The sequence below is a fragment of the Streptomyces exfoliatus genome (assembly GCF_000725545.1).
Taxonomy (GTDB): domain Bacteria; phylum Actinomycetota; class Actinomycetes; order Streptomycetales; family Streptomycetaceae; genus Streptomyces; species Streptomyces exfoliatus.
The window spans coordinates 151,125-167,549 of the sequence record NZ_JNZP01000008.1 but is presented as its reverse complement, the minus strand read 5'-3'; the positions used below and the strand labels follow the sequence as shown (position 1 = coordinate 167,549).

The 16,425-nt window shown below is 70.3% G+C and carries 12 protein-coding genes; 8 read left to right on the top strand and 4 right to left on the bottom strand.

All coding sequences use genetic code 11. The annotated features are described in order from the left end of the window. Positions 1-70: 70 nt before the first annotated feature. From IO20_RS0111765 to IO20_RS0111750, 4 genes are all read left to right on the top strand, one after another. On the top strand, positions 71-2,197 hold the full coding sequence (locus IO20_RS0111765) for a discoidin domain-containing protein (protein ID WP_106978570.1): 2,127 nt from the start codon (positions 71-73) through the stop codon (positions 2,195-2,197). A 139-nt stretch (positions 2,198-2,336) separates the two neighbouring features. Beyond that, positions 2,337-3,425, top strand: a complete 1,089-nt coding sequence (locus tag IO20_RS0111760; protein ID WP_030549397.1) for a DUF1996 domain-containing protein — start codon at positions 2,337-2,339, stop codon at positions 3,423-3,425. A 101-nt stretch (positions 3,426-3,526) separates the two neighbouring features. Next, positions 3,527-5,983, top strand: a complete 2,457-nt coding sequence (locus IO20_RS0111755) for a beta-glucosidase family protein (protein WP_051874414.1) — start codon at positions 3,527-3,529, stop codon at positions 5,981-5,983. A gap of 65 nt (positions 5,984-6,048) precedes the next feature. Then, positions 6,049-7,068: a LacI family DNA-binding transcriptional regulator gene (locus IO20_RS0111750; protein ID WP_030549400.1), complete on the top strand. Its 1,020-nt coding sequence runs from the start codon at positions 6,049-6,051 to the stop codon at positions 7,066-7,068. 34 nt (positions 7,069-7,102) lie between these two features. Here the strand turns inward: IO20_RS0111750 and IO20_RS0111745 are convergent, their stop codons facing one another. Then, entirely contained in the window at positions 7,103-8,413 is a 1,311-nt protein-coding gene (locus IO20_RS0111745) for an ROK family protein (RefSeq protein WP_030549402.1), read from the bottom strand. Positions 8,414-8,593: 180 nt separating this feature from the next. Between IO20_RS0111745 and IO20_RS0111740 the strand changes: the two genes are divergently transcribed. From IO20_RS0111740 to IO20_RS0111725, 4 genes are read left to right on the top strand one after another with little or no spacing between them, the layout of a single operon-like run. Beyond that, positions 8,594-9,910, top strand: a complete 1,317-nt coding sequence (locus IO20_RS0111740) for an extracellular solute-binding protein (RefSeq protein ID WP_030549403.1) — start codon at positions 8,594-8,596, stop codon at positions 9,908-9,910. Positions 9,911-9,921: 11 nt separating this feature from the next. Then, positions 9,922-10,914, top strand: coding sequence for a carbohydrate ABC transporter permease (locus IO20_RS0111735; RefSeq protein ID WP_030549405.1), 993 nt, complete (start codon positions 9,922-9,924; stop codon positions 10,912-10,914). A gap of 28 nt (positions 10,915-10,942) precedes the next feature. Further along, complete coding sequence (locus tag IO20_RS0111730) at positions 10,943-11,782, top strand: ABC transporter permease subunit (protein ID WP_030549406.1); 840 nt, start codon at positions 10,943-10,945, stop codon at positions 11,780-11,782. A gap of 32 nt (positions 11,783-11,814) precedes the next feature. Next, positions 11,815-13,203, top strand: coding sequence for a GH1 family beta-glucosidase (locus tag IO20_RS0111725; protein WP_030549408.1), 1,389 nt, complete (start codon positions 11,815-11,817; stop codon positions 13,201-13,203). A 72-nt stretch (positions 13,204-13,275) separates the two neighbouring features. Here the strand turns inward: IO20_RS0111725 and IO20_RS0111720 are convergent, their stop codons facing one another. The 3 genes from IO20_RS0111720 to IO20_RS0111710 all read right to left on the bottom strand — a co-directional run bounded on the left by IO20_RS0111720 (position 13,276) and on the right by IO20_RS0111710 (position 16,348). After that, on the bottom strand, positions 13,276-14,805 hold the full coding sequence (locus IO20_RS0111720; RefSeq protein WP_030549409.1) for a helix-turn-helix domain-containing protein: 1,530 nt from the start codon (positions 14,803-14,805) through the stop codon (positions 13,276-13,278). A gap of 51 nt (positions 14,806-14,856) precedes the next feature. Beyond that, the gene (locus IO20_RS0111715) at positions 14,857-15,216 is read right to left on the bottom strand and encodes a VOC family protein (protein ID WP_030549410.1); all 360 of its coding nucleotides are present in this window, start codon (positions 15,214-15,216) and stop codon (positions 14,857-14,859) included. A 79-nt stretch (positions 15,217-15,295) separates the two neighbouring features. Further along, positions 15,296-16,348, bottom strand: a complete 1,053-nt coding sequence (locus IO20_RS0111710; RefSeq protein ID WP_030549412.1) for a saccharopine dehydrogenase NADP-binding domain-containing protein — start codon at positions 16,346-16,348, stop codon at positions 15,296-15,298. Positions 16,349-16,425: the final 77 nt, after the last annotated feature.

Genomic DNA, 16,425 nt, shown 5'->3' with positions numbered 1-16,425 from the left:
CATGAATCAGCCAGGAGCACACGTGTCCAGTCCCCCCTCCACGCCCCCTCGTTCCTCGGTCCGCAACGGAATGTCCCTCGTGACGCTCGGCGCCCTTCTGGCGTCCTCGCTCACCCTGAGCCTGGCCCCACGGGCGCAGGCCGCGGAAACACTTCTCTCCCAGGGCAGGACCGCCACCGCCTCGTCGATCGAGGGCGACGCCTACAGTGCGGCCGCCGCGTTCGACGGCAACCTGACCGGAACCCGCTGGGCGAGCCAGTGGACCGACGCCCAGTGGATCCAGGTCGACCTCGGCGCGAGCAAGGACCTGAGCCGCACCGTCCTGACCTGGGAAGGCGCCTACGGCAGGAACTACGAGATCCAGGCATCCGACAACGGCACCGACTGGCGCACCCTGAAGACCGTGACGGCCGGCGACGGCGGCACGGACGACCTCGCCGTCTCCGGCTCGGGTCGGTACGTCCGCATGCAGGGCCTCGCGCGCTCCGGCGGTTACGGCTACTCCCTGTGGGAGTTCCAGGTCTACGGCACCGACGGCGGAACCAATCCTCCACCGGCGGGCGCGGTCAGGGTCACCGGCTCGCAGGGCGACTGGCAGCTGACCGTCGGCGGGCGGCCGTACACGGTCAAGGGCCTCACCTGGGGCCCGGCGATGGCCGACGCCCCCCGCTACATGCCGGACCTCAAGTCCATGGGCGTCAACACCGTCAGGACCTGGGGGACGGACGCCTCCAGCAAGCCCCTGCTCGACGCCGCGGCCGCCCAGGGGCTGAAGGTCGTCAACGGCTTCTGGCTCCAGCCCGGCGGCGGCCCCGGCTCCGGCGGCTGCGTCAACTACGTCACCGACACGACGTACAAGAGCACCATGCTCACCGAGTTCGCCAAGTGGGTCGACACCTACAAGTCCCACCCGGCGACGCTGATGTGGAACGTCGGCAACGAGTCCGTCCTCGGCCTGCAGAACTGTTACGGCGGCACCGAGCTGGAGGCCCAGCGCAACGCCTACACGACCTTCGTCAACGACGTCGCCAAGAAGATCCACTCCATCGACCCCGACCACCCCGTGACCTCGACGGACGCGTGGACCGGCGCCTGGCCGTACTACAAGCGCAACGCCCCGGACCTCGACCTGTACTCGATGAACTCCTACGGCAACCTCTGCAAGGTGCGCCAGGACTGGATCGACGGAGGCTACGACAAGCCGTACATCATCACCGAGGGCGGCCCCGCCGGCGAGTGGGAGGTCCCCGACGACGTCAACGGCATCCCCGACGAGCCCACCGACGTCCAGAAGGCCGACGGCTACACCACGGCCTGGGGCTGCGTCACCGGCCATCGGGGCGTCGCCCTCGGCGCCACCCTCTTCCACTACGGCCTGGAGCACGACTTCGGCGGCGTCTGGTTCAACCTGCTGCCCGACGGTCTGAAGCGACTGTCGTACTACGCCGTGAAGAAGGCGTACACCGGCTCCACCACGGGCGACAACACTCCGCCGGTGATCACGAACATGACCGTCAGCCCGGCCTCCGCGGCCCCGGCGGGGCGTGAGTTCACCGTCCGCGCCGACATCCGCGACCCCGACGGCGACCCGATCACACCCAAGATCTACCTGAGCGGAAACCACGTCAACGGCGACAAGCGTCTCGTCGACGCGCAGTACCGCTCCCTGGGCGACAACACCTTCGCCGTCACCGCGCCCGAGAAGCTGGGCGTGTGGAAGGTCTACATCCAGGCCGAGGACGGCCGCGGCAACGCCGGCATCGAGACGAAGTCCCTCAAGGTCGTAGCCCCGCCCGTCAGCGGCACGAACATCGCCCTGAACAGGCCCGCCACCGCCTCCTCCGCCCAGGCCTCCTACGGCGACTGCCCCTGCCCCGCCGCCAACGCCTTCGACGGCGACACCGGGACGCGCTGGGCCAGCGACTGGAGCGACCCGCAGTGGATCCAGGTCGACCTGGGCTCGGCCAAGCCCATCCGCACGCTCCAGCTCGTCTGGGACCCCGCCTACGCCAAGTCCTACGAGGTTGTGGTCTCCGACAACGGCACGACCTGGCGGACCGTCCACACCACCACCACCGGCAACGGTGACATCGACACCATCGAGACCGCCACCACCGCCCGGTACGTCAAGCTCCAGCTCACCGCCCGCGGCACCGGATGGGGCTACTCCCTCCACGAGTTCGGCGTCCACAGCTGACGACGCCGGACCCCCATGACGGGAGGCGGGGCCTGCCGCTCGGCTCCGCCACCCCGGCACCACCGCACGGGAACCCAGCACACCAGTCGCGTGGCGTGTTCGCGTCCACGCGAACCACCCCCATGGGCAGGAGATCCCCATGAGATCGAGTCCTCAGCGGCTCCCCGCACTCCTCCTCGGCACGGCCCTCATCGCCGGCGTGCTCGGCATCGGCACCATCGCCTCCGCCGCGGACACGGACAACAGCCCCCCGCCCGCCGTCGCGGCCGACGCACACAGCGGACACGTCATGGCCGCCTCCACCCAGGCCTCGGGCGACGACGCCGACGGAGACGGCTACATCCCGGCCATACCCCAGGTCACCGGTGTGACACCGTCCACAGCCACCCCGCCCCCGGCCTACCACCACGAGTTCCAGGCCGGCTGCTCCGTCACCCACACAGCGCCGGACGACCCGATCGTCTACCCGGGCCAGTTCGGCAAGTCCCACGACCACACCTTCATGGGCAACACCTCCACCGACGCCGCCAGCACCACCGGATCGCTCTACGGCGGGAACACCACCTGCAAGGCGCCCGCGGACGCCTCCGCGTACTGGATGCCCTCGCTGTACAAGGGCGACCAGAAGATCCTGCCCGTGGGCCCGCAGGTCATCTACTACAAGGCGGGCGTGACCGACTACCGGAGCGTGCGACCCTTCCCCAAGGGTCTGCGGTTCGTCGTCGGCAACCCGATGCAGACCGCCGCGGAGTTCCGCGCCCACAAGGGCTTCGTCGAGGGCTGGGAATGCGGTGACAGCTTCTTCAACACCGACATCCCGGCGAGCTGTCCGAGCCGGCCCGACGTTCAGCTCAACCTGCGCATGCAGGCCCCCAGTTGCTGGAACGGCCTGTACCTCGACACTCCCGACCACAAGAGCCACATGGCCTACCCGGTGGTCAAGCCCGGCACCAACGACAACATGTGCCCGGCCTCCCACCCGGTCGCCCTGCCGATGATCGAGTTCAAGATGGCGTGGCCGGTCAACGGCGACATGTCCCAGGTCCGCCTGGCCAGCGGCCGCGGCTACTCCTTCCACTACGACTTCTTCAACGCGTGGGAGGAGCGCACCCTCAAGGCCCTGGTCGACCACTGCGTCGTCGACGGCCTGCAGTGCGACACACGGGGCTTCGACCTCTACCGCCCAGAACGCGGTGCCGTGCTGAACGCGGACCACCGACTGCCCTGACCGGGCCGACGTTTCCGCCGAGCCCGGCCGCCCCGCTCGTCCCGGGGGCGGCCGGGCCCTCGATGGAGAGCGCGCTCTCCCGGAGAGAAGCAGGGAAAGCCATGCGTGAAGACATGCTGGACCGGTTGGTCGAGAAGCTGAGCCTGGAGCAGAAGGTCCGCCTGCTCACCGGCTCCACGACCTGGAGGACAGCCGCCGAGAAGGCGATCGGACTCAGGGAGCTGGTCTGCTCCGACGGACCGGCGGGCGTGCGAGGGGAGGCATGGGACGAGCGGCGCACCTCCGCGCTGCTCCCCTCCGCCTCGGCCCTCGGCGCGGCCTGGGACGAACAGCTCCTGTCGGACCTGGGAGGACTGCTCGCCTCCGAGGCCGTCCGCAAAGGCGTCGACGTCGTCCTCGCACCCAATCTGAACCTGCACCGCACTCCGCTGGCCGGGCGCCACTTCGAGTGCTTCTCGGAAGACCCCGAGCTGACCGCCCGTACCGGAGCCGCGCTGATCAGAGGAATCCAGGACCACGGAGTAGCCGCCACCGCCAAACACTTCGTCGCCAACGACTCCGAGTCCGACAGGCTCCACGCCGACGTCCGCGTCTCCGAACGGGCCCTGCGCGAGGTCTACCTCGCGCCCTTCGAAGCAGCGGTGGAAGCCGGTGTCTGGCTGGTCATGGCCGGCTACAACGGCGTCGACGGCACGACGATGACGGCGCACCCCCTCTTGTCCGAACCGCTCAAGGGCGAATGGGGCTTCGACGGAGTCGCCGTCTCGGACTGGGCCGCCGTCCGTACCACCGAGGAGCCGGCCCGGGCGGCCCTCGACCTGGCGATGCCGGGGCCTCAGGGGCCCTGGGCCACAGGCCTCGTCCGAGCCGTGGACGACGGCCGTGTCCCTCTGGAGGCCATCGACGACAAGGTACGGCGACTCCTCCGGCTCGCGGCCCGCGTCGGCGCGTTCGAGGAGCACCGTCGCCGCCCTCCGGGGCCGCGGAACGACCGGCCGCTGCTGCGGCGTGCGGTCGTGGCGGGGACGGTGCTGGTGCGCAACGAGGGCATCCTGCCTCTCGACGTCGGCGCCCTCTCGACGGTCGCGGTCATCGGTGAACACGCCGCGTCACCCCGTGTACAGGGGGGCGGCAGTGCCGGTGTGTTCCCCTCGGCGGTGGTCACACCGCTCGACGGCATCCGCGCACGACTGCGCGGGCGGAGCCGTGTGGTGTACGCCCCGGGCCCCACCTCGAACGTGCCCCCGTCGCCGCTGGACACCGGTCGGTGCACCGATCCGAGGTCGGGGGAGCCCGGTGTGCTGCTGCGCTGTCTGGACGTCGAAGGACGTGAACTGTACGCCGAGCGGCGCCTGTCGGGCAGGCAGCTCGAACCCGAGGCGGTTCCCGGCGCGCACACGGTGGAGATCAGCGCGCTGCTCCAGCCCGAGACCACCGGAACGTGGACCTTCGGCATGGGCGGCTTCGGCCGGATGACGCTCACCGTCGACGGGCGTGCCGTCCTCGACGGAACCTACCCCTGTGAGACCGACGATCCGGCGATCGTGCATGTCACCCCGCCCCTGCACACCGCGCGGGCGCACCTGGAACGGACGCGCCCCGTTCTCCTCGTGGCACGTCGCGAACTCGCCTCCGGCACCGGCCGTGCCACGGTCGTCGCCGCCGCGCCACCGGCCCGCGACTCGGCGGCCGCCCTCGCCGAGGCCGTGGACGCGGCCCGCGGCGCGGACGCCGTGATCGTCTTCGTCGGCACGACCGAGCACAGCGAGACGGAAGGGTACGACCGCACGGACCTCTCCCTCGGCCGCCCTCAGGACGACCTCGTACGCGCGGTCGCCGCCGCCAACCCCCGAACCGTCGCGGTGGTCAACAGCGGAGGCCCGGTCGAACTGCCCTGGCGCAGCGAGGTGGGCGCGCTGCTGCTCGCCTGGTTCCCCGGCCAGGAGGCCGGTGCCGGCCTGGCCGACATCCTCTTCGGCCGCAGCGAGCCGGGCGGCAGGCTCCCCACCACGTGGGCGGCCTCCCTCGCAGACGCGCCCGTCACCCGCACCCGTCCCGTCGACGGCCGGCTCGACTACGCGGAGGGCCTGCACATCGGGTACCGCGCGTGGATCCGCGCAGCACGCGAACCCGCCTACTGGTTCGGGCACGGTCTGGGCTACACCACCTGGACCTACGAGCACGTGGAAGCACCGGCACGGGTCGAGATCGGAGCTCCGTTCACCGTCCGGGTCGGATTGCGCAACACCGGAAGGCGTCCCGGACGTGAGGTCGTCCAGGTGTACATGGCTCGACCGGAATCGAGCGTGGAGCGCCCCGCCCGATGGCTCGTCGGCTATGCGGCGGTCCACGCCGACGCGGACCGGACGGTGACGGCCGAGGTGACCGTCGGGCCGCGCGCGCTGCGGCACTGGTCTTCCGCGGAGCGGGCGTGGCGGACCGAATCGGGGCTTTACCAGATCATGGTGGGACGTTCGGCGGGAGCCATGGAGTGGAAGGCGGACATCATCGCGGGCGGCTCAGCGGTGGTCGGCGCCGAAGGTTCGCACCAGGAATAGCGGGGTGCGCCGGAACGGAACCGGGGAGCCGCCGGTGAGTGGGCACCGCACGTTACAGTGCCCGAATGACCAAGCGGGGGCCCACTCTGGAGGACGTCGCCCGGGAAGCAGGCGTCTCCCGGGCGACGGTGTCGCGAGTCGTGAACGGGGTCCGCAACGTGGATCCCGGGCTCCAGGACGTGGTCCGCCAGGCCATCGAAACCACCGGGTACAGCCCGAACGGCGCGGCGAGGTCCCTGGTGACGCGACGCGCGGAGACCGTGGCCCTGCTGGTCTCCGGCGCGGGAGACGGCTTCGCCGCCCGTGTCTTCGCCGACCCGTTCTTCGGCCGCATCGTCAGCGGCGCCGTGACGTACCTGCGGGGCCGGGCCATGCATCCGGTGCTGATGTTCGCCGAATCGGACGAGGCCAGAACGCAGGTGGTCGACTACCTCCGCCGGGGAAGCGCGGACGGTGCCCTCGTCGTCTCCCTCCAAGCCGATGACCCGCTGCCGCAGATGCTTCTCCACGCCCGGGTCCCGGTCGTGCTGTTCGCCCGCCCTCCGCAGCCGTTGCCGGTGAGCTACGTGGACATCGACCACTACCAGGGCGGCCGGCTGGCCGCCGAGCACCTGCTCGCGCGGGGGAGCCGCCGCCTCGCGGTGATCAGCGCGCCGCAGGACCTCCCGGCCGGCCGTGACCGACTCGCCGGCTTCCGTGACGCCCTCGATCACGCCGGCCGAGGCCCGGTGCCGGTCGTCGAGGGCGCCTTCACCCTGGACAGCGGCGCTGCGGCGATGATCCGCATCCTCGAGGAACATCCCGGGGTCGACGGTGTCTTCGCGGCCAATGACCTGATGGCCCAGGGCGCCTGCCAGATCCTGCGCGAGCAGGGGCGACGCGTACCCGATGACGTGGCCGTGGTGGGTTTCGACGATTCCAGCATCGCGGTCACGTGTCGGCCACCGCTGACGACGGTGCGTCAGCCGGTCGAGAAGATGGCCGCCGCGATGGCGGAGGCGCTGGCAGGCCATCTTCAGGGGTCGGCGAGCGGACGGACGTGCGTGGTCTTCGATCCTGAACTCGTCGTGCGTGAGTCGGCCTGAGAACGAGCTGTCACCACAGGGTCCTACGATTCCTTCACTGTGCCGCCCGTTCCCGGAGCGAGGTCTTCCACGCCGGCGTCGTCTCCTCGGGCTCCGCCGCCTCCCGGCGGCCTCCCTGGGCGAAGAAGTCGGCGAGCGGCAGGATCGCCGCGCCGACCGTGACGGCGTCCGGTCCGAGGGTGCCGAGTTCGATGCTCGCGTGGGAGGCGGGGTAGGAAAGGGCGCAGAGGGTGGCGTAGTCCCTGACGCTGTCGAGGAACCGGGTACCGAGCTGAAGGCCCGCCCATCCTCCGACGAGGATCCGCTCGGGTTGGAAGAGGTTGATCAGATCGGCGAACCCGGCGCCCAGGTACTCGGCGGTCTCGTCCAGGACGGCGAGTGCGGTCGTATCGGCCTCCGCCCCGGGGGCTGACGGGTGGGCGGCGGCGAGGAGCGCTGTCAGGGCCGTCTCCTCATCCGCGTCGATCGGAGGGCAGCCGCCTGCCTCGCGCCAGCGCTCCAGGAGCGCCTCCGCGCCCGCGTAGGCCTCCAGACAGCCCTGGGCGCCGCAGCGGCAACGGCGCCCCCGCACCTGGACCTTCAGGTGTCCCCACTCGACGGCCCGGGCGGAGCGCAGGTCGTCGCCGACGACGCACGCGCCGACCCCGGAGCCGAAGAGCACCACGACGGCGCTGCTCGCTCCGCGTCCGGCGCCGAACCACATCTCGGCCTGCCCGAGCGTCTTGGCCCCGTTGTCGATGAAGTACGGCACCTCCTGCGGCAGCGGCACGGACTCGCGCAACAACCGTTCCAGGGGCACGGCATCCCAACCGATCGTCTGCCCGTGGACCACCGCGCCGTCCTCCGGTGTCCTCGCGACGATGCCGGGGACGCCGACGCCCACGCCCAGCAGCTGCGCGGGTTCGATCCCCGCCCTCCGGACGACCTCCTCGACGGAGTCACGGACGTGCGCGACCACGACGGCGACGTCGTAACGGTCCTCTCGGCGCGGCCCGTTCGCGGCGAGCGGCTTCTCCACGCGCGCCAGTTCGGTGAGGGCCATGTCGAAGAGCTCGACCCGGACCCGCGTCTCACCGACATCGACGCCGATCATGTAGGCGCTGCCCTGGCGGATGCGCAGGAGCGTGCGGGGCCGGCCGCCGGCGGAGTCCACGCTGCCGGCCTCCTCCACCAGGCCGTCCGCGACCAGTTCCGCGACCACGTTGCTGACGGACCCCGAGCTGAGGCCCGTGACCGGCCCGAGTGAGAAGCGGCTCAGGGGTCCGTCGAAATACAACCGTTGCAGAACCGCCGTGCGGTTCTCCCTCCGCAGGTCACGCACGGTACGACCGCTGTGCACTCTCACCGGACACCCTCTTCCCTAGGCCCTATGCGCAACATACCTCTGCGGCACCCCTTGACGCGACCTTCTCCCGAGGTTTAACTCACATCCTAAATTAAGTCGAGAGGCCGGTAGGGGCCCCTGCGGGACGCGGCTTCCCCCTCCCTCGGCTTTCACCTTCCCCTGATAAGGACTCGAGGACCCATGCGCAGAATCAGAGTCGCAGCCGTCGGTGCCGTCACCCTCTCCCTCGTCCTCACGGCGGCTGCCTGCGGCGGCGGTTCGACCGGCGGATCGGGATCCAACGAGCAGCCCAGGACCCTCACCTACTGGGCCTCCAACCAGGGCGCCAGCATCGAGGTCGACAAGAAGGTCCTCCAGCCCGAACTCGACAAGTTCGAGAAGCAGACCGGCATCAAGGTGAAGCTCGAGGTCGTCCCCTGGGCGGACCTGCTCAACCGGATCCTCACCGCCACCACCTCCGGCCAGGGCCCCGACATCCTCAACATCGGCAACACCTGGAGCGCCTCGCTGCAGTCCACCGGCGCCCTGCTGCCCTGGGACGCGAAGAACCTCGAGGCCATCGGCGGCAAGGACCGCTTCGTCGAATCGGCCCTCGGCTCCACCGGGGCGCCCGGCCAGGACCCGGCCGCCGTGCCCCTCTACTCCATGGCCTACGCGCTCTACTACAACAAGAAGATGTTCAAGGACGCCGGCATCACGAAGCCGCCGGCCACCTGGGACGAGCTGATCGCCACCGGCAAGAAGATCAGCAAGGACGGGAAGTGGGGCATCGGCGTCGAGGGCTCCAACCTCTCCAACAACATCCACCAGGTTTTCGTCCTCGGCAAGCAGCACGGCGCCGACTTCTTCACCGCCGACGGCAAGGCGGACTTCACCTCCGACGGGGCCGTCGCCGCCGTCAAGCAGTACGTCGACCTCATGGCCGCGCAGAAGATCACCGGCCCCGGCAACGCCGAGTACGCCCAGAACCAGTCCCTCAGCGACTTCGCCAAGAACAAGACCGGCATGGTGCTGTGGCAGACCGCCTCCGCCACGTTCAAGGCACAGGGCATGAAGGACGACGAGTGGGGAGTCGCCCCCGCGCCGGTCCCGTCGGGCCAGCCCGGCGCGGGCAGGCAGACCAACTCCATGGTCGCCGGCATCAACCTGGCCGTCTTCAAGAACACCAAGAACATCGACGGCGCGCTGAAGTTCGTGAAGTTCATGACCAGCGACGACGAGCAGAAGACCCTCAACAAGGCCTACGGCTCCATCCCGCCGGTCAAGACCGCCCAGCAGGACCCCGCGTTCAGCGATCCGGCCCTGGCGGTCCTCCGCGACACGCTCGCCACCAGCGCCGCCGCGCTGCCGCAGGTCCCCGAGGAGTCGCAGTTCGAGACGGTCGTCGGCACCGCGGTCAAGGAGCTGTTCGCCGACGCCGCGGCCGGCCGCGCCGTCACCACCGAGTCCGTGCGGGCCAAGCTCGAAAAGGCCCAGCAGCAGATGCCCAAGAAGTAGGCCGCCCCACCATGACCGAGACCGTCCTCACTCCGCCGAGTGAGCGGGCGGCGCGCAAGGCCGCACCCGGAGAGGCGCGCGCACCACGCCGCTCCGGGCGTCGCCGCATCGCACTGCCGTACCTCCTGCTCCTGCCCGCCCTGCTCCTCGAACTCCTCGTCCACCTCGTCCCGATGCTCATGGGCATCACCATGAGCTTCCGCGAGCTCACCCAGTTCTACATCCGGAACTGGTCCGAGGCGCCCTGGTCGGGACTGGACAACTTCACCGTCGCCATCGACTTCGACGCCCCCGTCGGCCAGGCGCTGTTCAAGTCCTTCCTGACCACGTGCCTGTTCACCGTGCTCTCCGTGGGGCTGTGCTGGCTGCTCGGCACGGCCGCGGCGGTCTTCCTCCAGGAGAACTTCCGGGGCCGGGGCTTCCTCCGGACCCTGTTCCTCGTCCCGTACGCGCTGCCCGTCTACGCCGCCGTCATCACCTGGGCGTTCATGTTCCAGCGGGACAACGGCATCATCAACCACGTCCTGCACGACCAGCTCGGCATCGGCGACAGCCCCGCCTTCTGGCTCATCGGGGACAACAGTTTCTGGGCCCTGCTCGTCGTCTCCGTGTGGAAGGGCTGGCCGTTCGCCTTCCTCACCGTCATGGCGGGCCTCCAGAACATCCCCCGGGACATGTACGAGGCGGCCGCCCTCGACGGCGCCGGCGTGTGGAAGCAGATCCGCCACATCACCCTGCCGTCGCTGCGGCCGGTCAACCAGGTCCTCGTGCTCGTCCTCTTCCTCTGGACGTTCAACGACTTCAACACGCCGTTCGTGCTCTTCGGCAAGGCCGCGCCCGAAGCCGCCGACCTGATCTCCCTCCACATCTACCAGTCGTCCTTCCAGACGTGGAACTTCGGCACCGGCTCGGCCATGTCCGTGCTGCTCCTGCTCTTCCTCCTCGTCGTCACGGGCGTCTACCTGCTGCTCACCACCCGTGGAAGGAAGGCCACCGATGTCTAGGCACGTCCAGCCGGTTCCGCGCTCCCCGATGGCCGCGCCCCGGTCGTTCCTCTGGACCCGGCGGATCTTCCTCACCCTGCTCACCACCTTCGTGGTGCTGCCGGTGTACGTGATGATCTCCAGCTCCCTCAAGCCCCTCGAGGACGTCTCGGGGAAGTTCGAGTGGATCCCCAGCGCGATCACGCTGCGGCCGTACGTCGACATCTGGGAGACCGTCCCGCTCGCCGACTACTTCGTGAACTCGATCGTCGTCGCGGGCGCGGCCACGGTGTTCTCGGTGGCCGTGGCGATCTTCGCCGCGTACGCCGTCAGCCGCTACTCCTTCCGCGGCAAGCGGGTCTTCACGGTGACGGTCCTGTCGACGCAGATGTTCCCCGGCATCCTCTTCCTGCTGCCGCTCTTCCTCATCTACGTCAACCTCGGCAACGCCACCGGCATCGCGCTCTTCGGTTCCCGCGAGGGTCTGATCCTCACCTATCTGACCTTCTCGCTGCCGTTCTCCATCTGGATGCTGACCGGCTACTTCGACTCGATCCCGCGCGAACTCGACGAAGCGGCCAAGGTCGACGGCTGCGGGCCGGTCAAGGCGCTGTTCCGCGTGATCATCCCGGCCGCGAAGCCCGGCATCGTCGCCGTCGCGATCTACGCCTTCATGACGGCCTGGGGCGAGGTCCTCTTCGCCTCGGTCATGACCACCGACACCACCCGCACCCTCGCCGTCGGTCTCCAGGGGTACGCCACCCTGAACGACGTCTACTGGAACCAGGTGATGGCCGCCTCCCTCGTGGTGAGCGTCCCCGTCGTCGTCGGCTTCCTGCTCCTCCAGCGCTACCTCGTCGCCGGCCTCACCGCGGGTGCGGTCAAGTGACGCCCTCCCCACCGACAACGAAGAGGTTCTCCATGTCCGAATCCAACGACTGCCACCCGCTCGATCTGGAGGCGTTTCCCGCGGACTTCTCCTGGGGCACGGCCACCTCCGCCTACCAGATCGAGGGAGCCGTCGCCGAGGACGGCAGGGCTCCGTCCATCTGGGACACCTTCTCCCGCGTCCCCGGCGCGATCGACAACGGCGACCACGGCGACACCGCCTGTGACCACTACCACCGCTGGCCCGAGGACATCGCCCTGATGAAGGGCCTCGGCACCGACGCCTACCGGCTCTCCGTCGCCTGGCCGCGCGTCGTCCCCGGCGGCGAAGGGGCCGTCAACAAGGCCGGGCTCGACTTCTACGACCGGCTCGTCGACGGCCTCCTCGACGCCGGCATCGACCCGTCCGTCACCCTCTACCACTGGGACCTGCCGCAGGCCCTCCAGGACCGGGTCCAGGACAGTCACGGCGGCTGGACCGAGCGGGCCACCGCCGAACACCTCGCCGCCTACGCCTCCGCCGTCGCCGAACGCCTCGGCGACCGCGTCACCCGGTGGGCCACCCTCAACGAACCCCTCTGCTCCGGCTGGATCGGCCACCTGGAGGGCCGCATGGCCCCGGGCCTGACCGACCTCACGGCCGCCGTGCGCGCCTCCTACCACCTGCTCCTCGGCCACGGCCTCGCCACCCAGGCCATCCGCGCCGCCGTCCCCGGCGCCCAGGTCGGCCTGGTCACCAACCACTCGACCGTCGCGCCCGCCTCCACCCGGCCCGAGGACATCGCCGCCGCCGCCCGCATGGACGGCCACACCAACCGCTGGTGGCTGGACCCGGTGTACGGCCGCGGCTTCCCCACCGACATGCGCGAGCTGTACGGCGTCGAACTCCCGGAGCGCCAGGGGGACATGGAGGTCATCGCCGCCCCGCTCGACTGGCACGGCCTCAACTACTACTTCCCGGTCACGGTCGCCGACGACCCGGCCGGCCCCGTCCCGTACGCCCGCGAGGTCCGCCTCCCCGAGGTGCCCCGCACCGGCATGGACTGGCAGATCGACGCCGGCGGCCTGGAGGCCTTCCTGCTGCGGCTCACCGAGGACTACGGCATCCGGAAGCTGTACGTCACCGAGAACGGCTCGGCCTTCCCCGACACCGTCGGCCCCGACGGCGCGGTCCACGACCCGGAGCGCGCCCGCTACCTGGAACAGCACCTCGCGGCCTGCGCCCGCGCCCTGCGCAAGGGCGCCCCGCTCGCCGGGTACTACGCCTGGTCCCTGCTCGACAACTTCGAGTGGGCCTACGGCTACGACAAGCGCTTCGGCCTCGTCCACGTCGACTACACCACCCAGAAGCGGACCCTGAAGACGAGCGGCCGCCGATACGCGGACATCATCCGCACCCACCGCGAGCCGACCACGAACTGACCGCAAACCCCGTGATGAGCCGGAGGAAGGCCGCCCCGGCACGACCGGGGCGGCCTTCCTCCGGAGGGGACGTCAGATGTCCCGGAAGATCTCGATCTGTGCGCCGATCGAGTTCAGGCGCTCCGCGAGGTCCTCGTAACCGCGGTTGATGACGTACACGTTCCGGAGGACCGACGTGCCCTCGGCCGCCATCATCGCGAGGAGGACGACCACCGCGGGGCGCAGGGCCGGCGGGCACATCATCTCGGCGGCGCGCCAGCGGGTGGGGCCCTCCACCAGGACGCGGTGGGGGTCCAGGAGCTGGAGGCGACCGCCGAGGCGGTTGAGGTCCGTGAGGTAGATGGCGCGGTTGTCGTAGACCCAGTCGTGGATGAGGGTCTTGCCCTGGGCCGTGGCCGCGATGGCCGCGAAGAAGGGGACGTTGTCGATGTTCAGGCCCGGGAAGGGCATCGGGTGGATCTTGTCGATCGGCGCCTCCAGTTTGGAGGGACGGACCGTCAGGTCGACCAGGCGGGTGCGGCCGTTGTCCGCCGGGTACTCGGCCGAGCGGTCGTGGTCGAGGCCCATCTCCTCCAGGACCGCGAGCTCGATCTCCATGAACTCGATGGGGACCCGGCGGATCGTCAGCTCCGACTCGGTGACGACCGCGGCGGCGAGGAGGCTCATCGCCTCGACCGGGTCCTCGGAGGGGGAGTAGTCGACGTCCACGTCGATCTGCGGCACGCCGTGCACGGTCAGGGTGGTGGTGCCGACGCCGTCGACCCGCACCCCGAGGGCCTCCAGGAAGAAGCACAGGTCCTGGACCATGTAGTTGGAGGAGGCGTTGCGGATGACGGTGACGCCGTCGTGGCGGGCCGCGGCGAGGAGCGCGTTCTCCGTCACGGTGTCGCCGCGTTCGGTCAGTACGATCGGGCGGTCGGGGGAGACGGAGCGCTCGACCTGGGCGTGGTAGATGCCCTCGGTGGCCGTGATGTCGAGGCCGAAGCGGCGCAGCGCGATCATGTGCGGCTCGATCGTGCGCGTACCGAGGTCGCAGCCGCCGGCGTACGGCAGCTTGAAGCTGTCCATGCGGTGCAGCAGCGGGCCGAGGAACATGATGATCGAGCGGGTGCGGATCGCGGCCTCGGCGTCCATGGAGTCCATGTCGAGGTCGGCCGGCGGCACGATCTCCAGGTCGACGCCCTCGTTGATCCAGCGGGTGCGCACGCCGATGGAGTTGAGGACCTCCAGGAGCCGGAAGACCTCCTCGATGCGGGCGACCCGGCGCAGGACCGTGCGGCCCTTGTTGAGGAGGGAGGCGCAGAGCAGCGCGACGCAGGCGTTCTTGCTCGTCTTGACGTCGATGGCGCCGGACAGCCGGCGTCGGCCGACGACCCTGAGGTGCATCGGTCCCGCGTACCCCAGGGACACGATTTCGCTGTCGAGGGCTTCGCCGATCCGGGCGATCATCTCAAGGCTGATGTTCTGGTTGCCGCGCTCGATCCGGTTGACGGCGCTCTGGCTCGTGGCCAGTGCTTCGGCGAGCTGCGTCTGCGTCCAGCCGCGGTGCTGCCGGGCGTCACGGATGAGCTTGCCGATGCGTACGAGGTAGTCGTCTGCCATGGCGTCACGTTATCTCAGATATGAGATGTGGCCTGACGTGGGGGTGGGTCGTCAGGGTGAAAGGCCGCCGTGCGCGGTCGGGTGGCGCGGCTCGTAGAGGGGGAGTTCGGTGCCGCTCGGCAGCCGGACGGCGGCGAGCAGGCCCCAGCCCTGGTCGGTGATGGCGCGTGAGATCTCGGCGCCCCGGTCCTCCAGGGTCGTCAGGGTCTCGGTGAGGTCCTCGCACATGAGGTAGACCTCGTGTTTCGGCTCGTCCTCCGTGGGATGCACCGCGACCTCGGCGGGCGGCAGCTTGAAGATGAGCCAGCCGCCGCCGGCGTCCACGTGCTCGAAGCCGAACACGTCCTTGAGGAAGGCCCGGTCCGCCTCCGCGTCCCGGGTGTACAGAATCACATGCGCGCCGCTGAACATGGTCCGATCCTCGGCCCGCCGTGCGACCCGGGCAATCGGACCGCGCCCGTACGGGGTGCCCCGGAGTGCCCCGGAGCCGTTACGGCAATTCCACCGAAAGGTGGGCGGAAAGGGCGCGGAGGAAGTCCGGCGCGTCGAAGAGGGCGCCGGCGGAGGCGACCCCCACCGTCCTGGTCCGCCCCGTGAGGGCACGGTCGACGGCCTCCACCGCGAGCGGTGCGCTGACCGCGTAGATGTCCTGGCCGCTCGCCACGGCACGCCGCTCCTCCCCTCCGGAGCGCACGACGACGTCGACGAGGAAGGTCTGCGCGGACCGGCCGCGCTCGTCGACCGCGGCCGGTGCCGGGGTGTCCGACGAGGCCAGGTCCCGGGCCGCCGTGGCCGCCATGTAGGTGCGGACCTCCGGGATGGCGAGATGACTGGGGACGGTGACGACGTCGGCCATGGTGAAGTCGCCGATCACGGGGCTGACCCCCAGCGGCTCCGGGAAGGGCCACTTCTCGGTGCCGGACGGCGCCTCGTCGCGGTACTCCAGGCGTCCCCCGGTGAAGCGGACGTGCCTGCCGTCCCTGCGCTCCCGCGAGACCGCGCCCGCCGTGCGGGTGCCTGCCGTCGGGTGCCAACTGCTCAGCCCGTACGCCACATGAGCCTCGTCCGCCGCCGTCCAGTCGCCCATCGCCGCGGTGACGAGCAGGTCGCCGAGACCGCCGAAGAAGGCCATCGCCGGGACCACCACGGTGCCCGCCGCACGGGCCGGCTCCGCGAAGCGGGCGAACGTGTCGACGTTGGCCTCGATCTCGGCCGCCACGTCCACGTACGGGATCCGGGCGCGCAGCGCCGCCTCGATCACCGGGGCGGCCGTCGAGGCGAAGGGCCCGGCGGCGTTGACGACGGCGGCGGCGCCGGCCAGCGCGCGGTCCAGCGAGGCCGGATCGTCGACCGTGGCCGGCCGGACGTCGAGCCCGGAGAGCTCCGGACGGGACGCGGCGAACTCCGCCAGCTTTCCGGCGTCGCGTCCGGACAGCACGGGGACGAAGCCGCGCTCGAGCAACTCCGCCACCACGAAGCGCCCGGTGTGCCCGTAGGCGCCGAACACCGCGACGGTCCGTCCCGCAACCGATTCCGATCCCATGTTTTCCTCCGCCGTCCGCTGCTGCTCACTGCCCTGTTCCGATGCGAAGAGCCTGTCAGCGGCGGCCGGGCCGAGCC

Excerpts from the sequence above, each read along its gene's own strand:
- IO20_RS0111735 (WP_030549405.1), top strand. The coding sequence starts at position 9,922 with ATGACCGAGACCGTCCTCACTCCGCCGAGTGAGCGGGCGGCGCGCAAG.
- IO20_RS0111720 (WP_030549409.1), bottom strand. The coding sequence starts at position 14,805 with ATGGCAGACGACTACCTCGTACGCATCGGCAAGCTCATCCGTGACGCC.
- IO20_RS0111715 (WP_030549410.1), bottom strand. The coding sequence starts at position 15,216 with ATGTTCAGCGGCGCGCATGTGATTCTGTACACCCGGGACGCGGAGGCG.
- IO20_RS0111765 (WP_106978570.1), top strand. The coding sequence starts at position 71 with ATGTCCCTCGTGACGCTCGGCGCCCTTCTGGCGTCCTCGCTCACCCTG.
- IO20_RS0111730 (WP_030549406.1), top strand. The coding sequence starts at position 10,943 with ATGGCCGCGCCCCGGTCGTTCCTCTGGACCCGGCGGATCTTCCTCACC.
- IO20_RS0111755 (WP_051874414.1), top strand. The coding sequence starts at position 3,527 with ATGCGTGAAGACATGCTGGACCGGTTGGTCGAGAAGCTGAGCCTGGAG.
- IO20_RS0111740 (WP_030549403.1), top strand. The coding sequence starts at position 8,594 with ATGCGCAGAATCAGAGTCGCAGCCGTCGGTGCCGTCACCCTCTCCCTC.
- IO20_RS0111750 (WP_030549400.1), top strand. The coding sequence starts at position 6,049 with ATGACCAAGCGGGGGCCCACTCTGGAGGACGTCGCCCGGGAAGCAGGC.
- IO20_RS0111760 (WP_030549397.1), top strand. The coding sequence starts at position 2,337 with ATGAGATCGAGTCCTCAGCGGCTCCCCGCACTCCTCCTCGGCACGGCC.
- IO20_RS0111725 (WP_030549408.1), top strand. The coding sequence starts at position 11,815 with ATGTCCGAATCCAACGACTGCCACCCGCTCGATCTGGAGGCGTTTCCC.
- IO20_RS0111710 (WP_030549412.1), bottom strand. The coding sequence starts at position 16,348 with ATGGGATCGGAATCGGTTGCGGGACGGACCGTCGCGGTGTTCGGCGCC.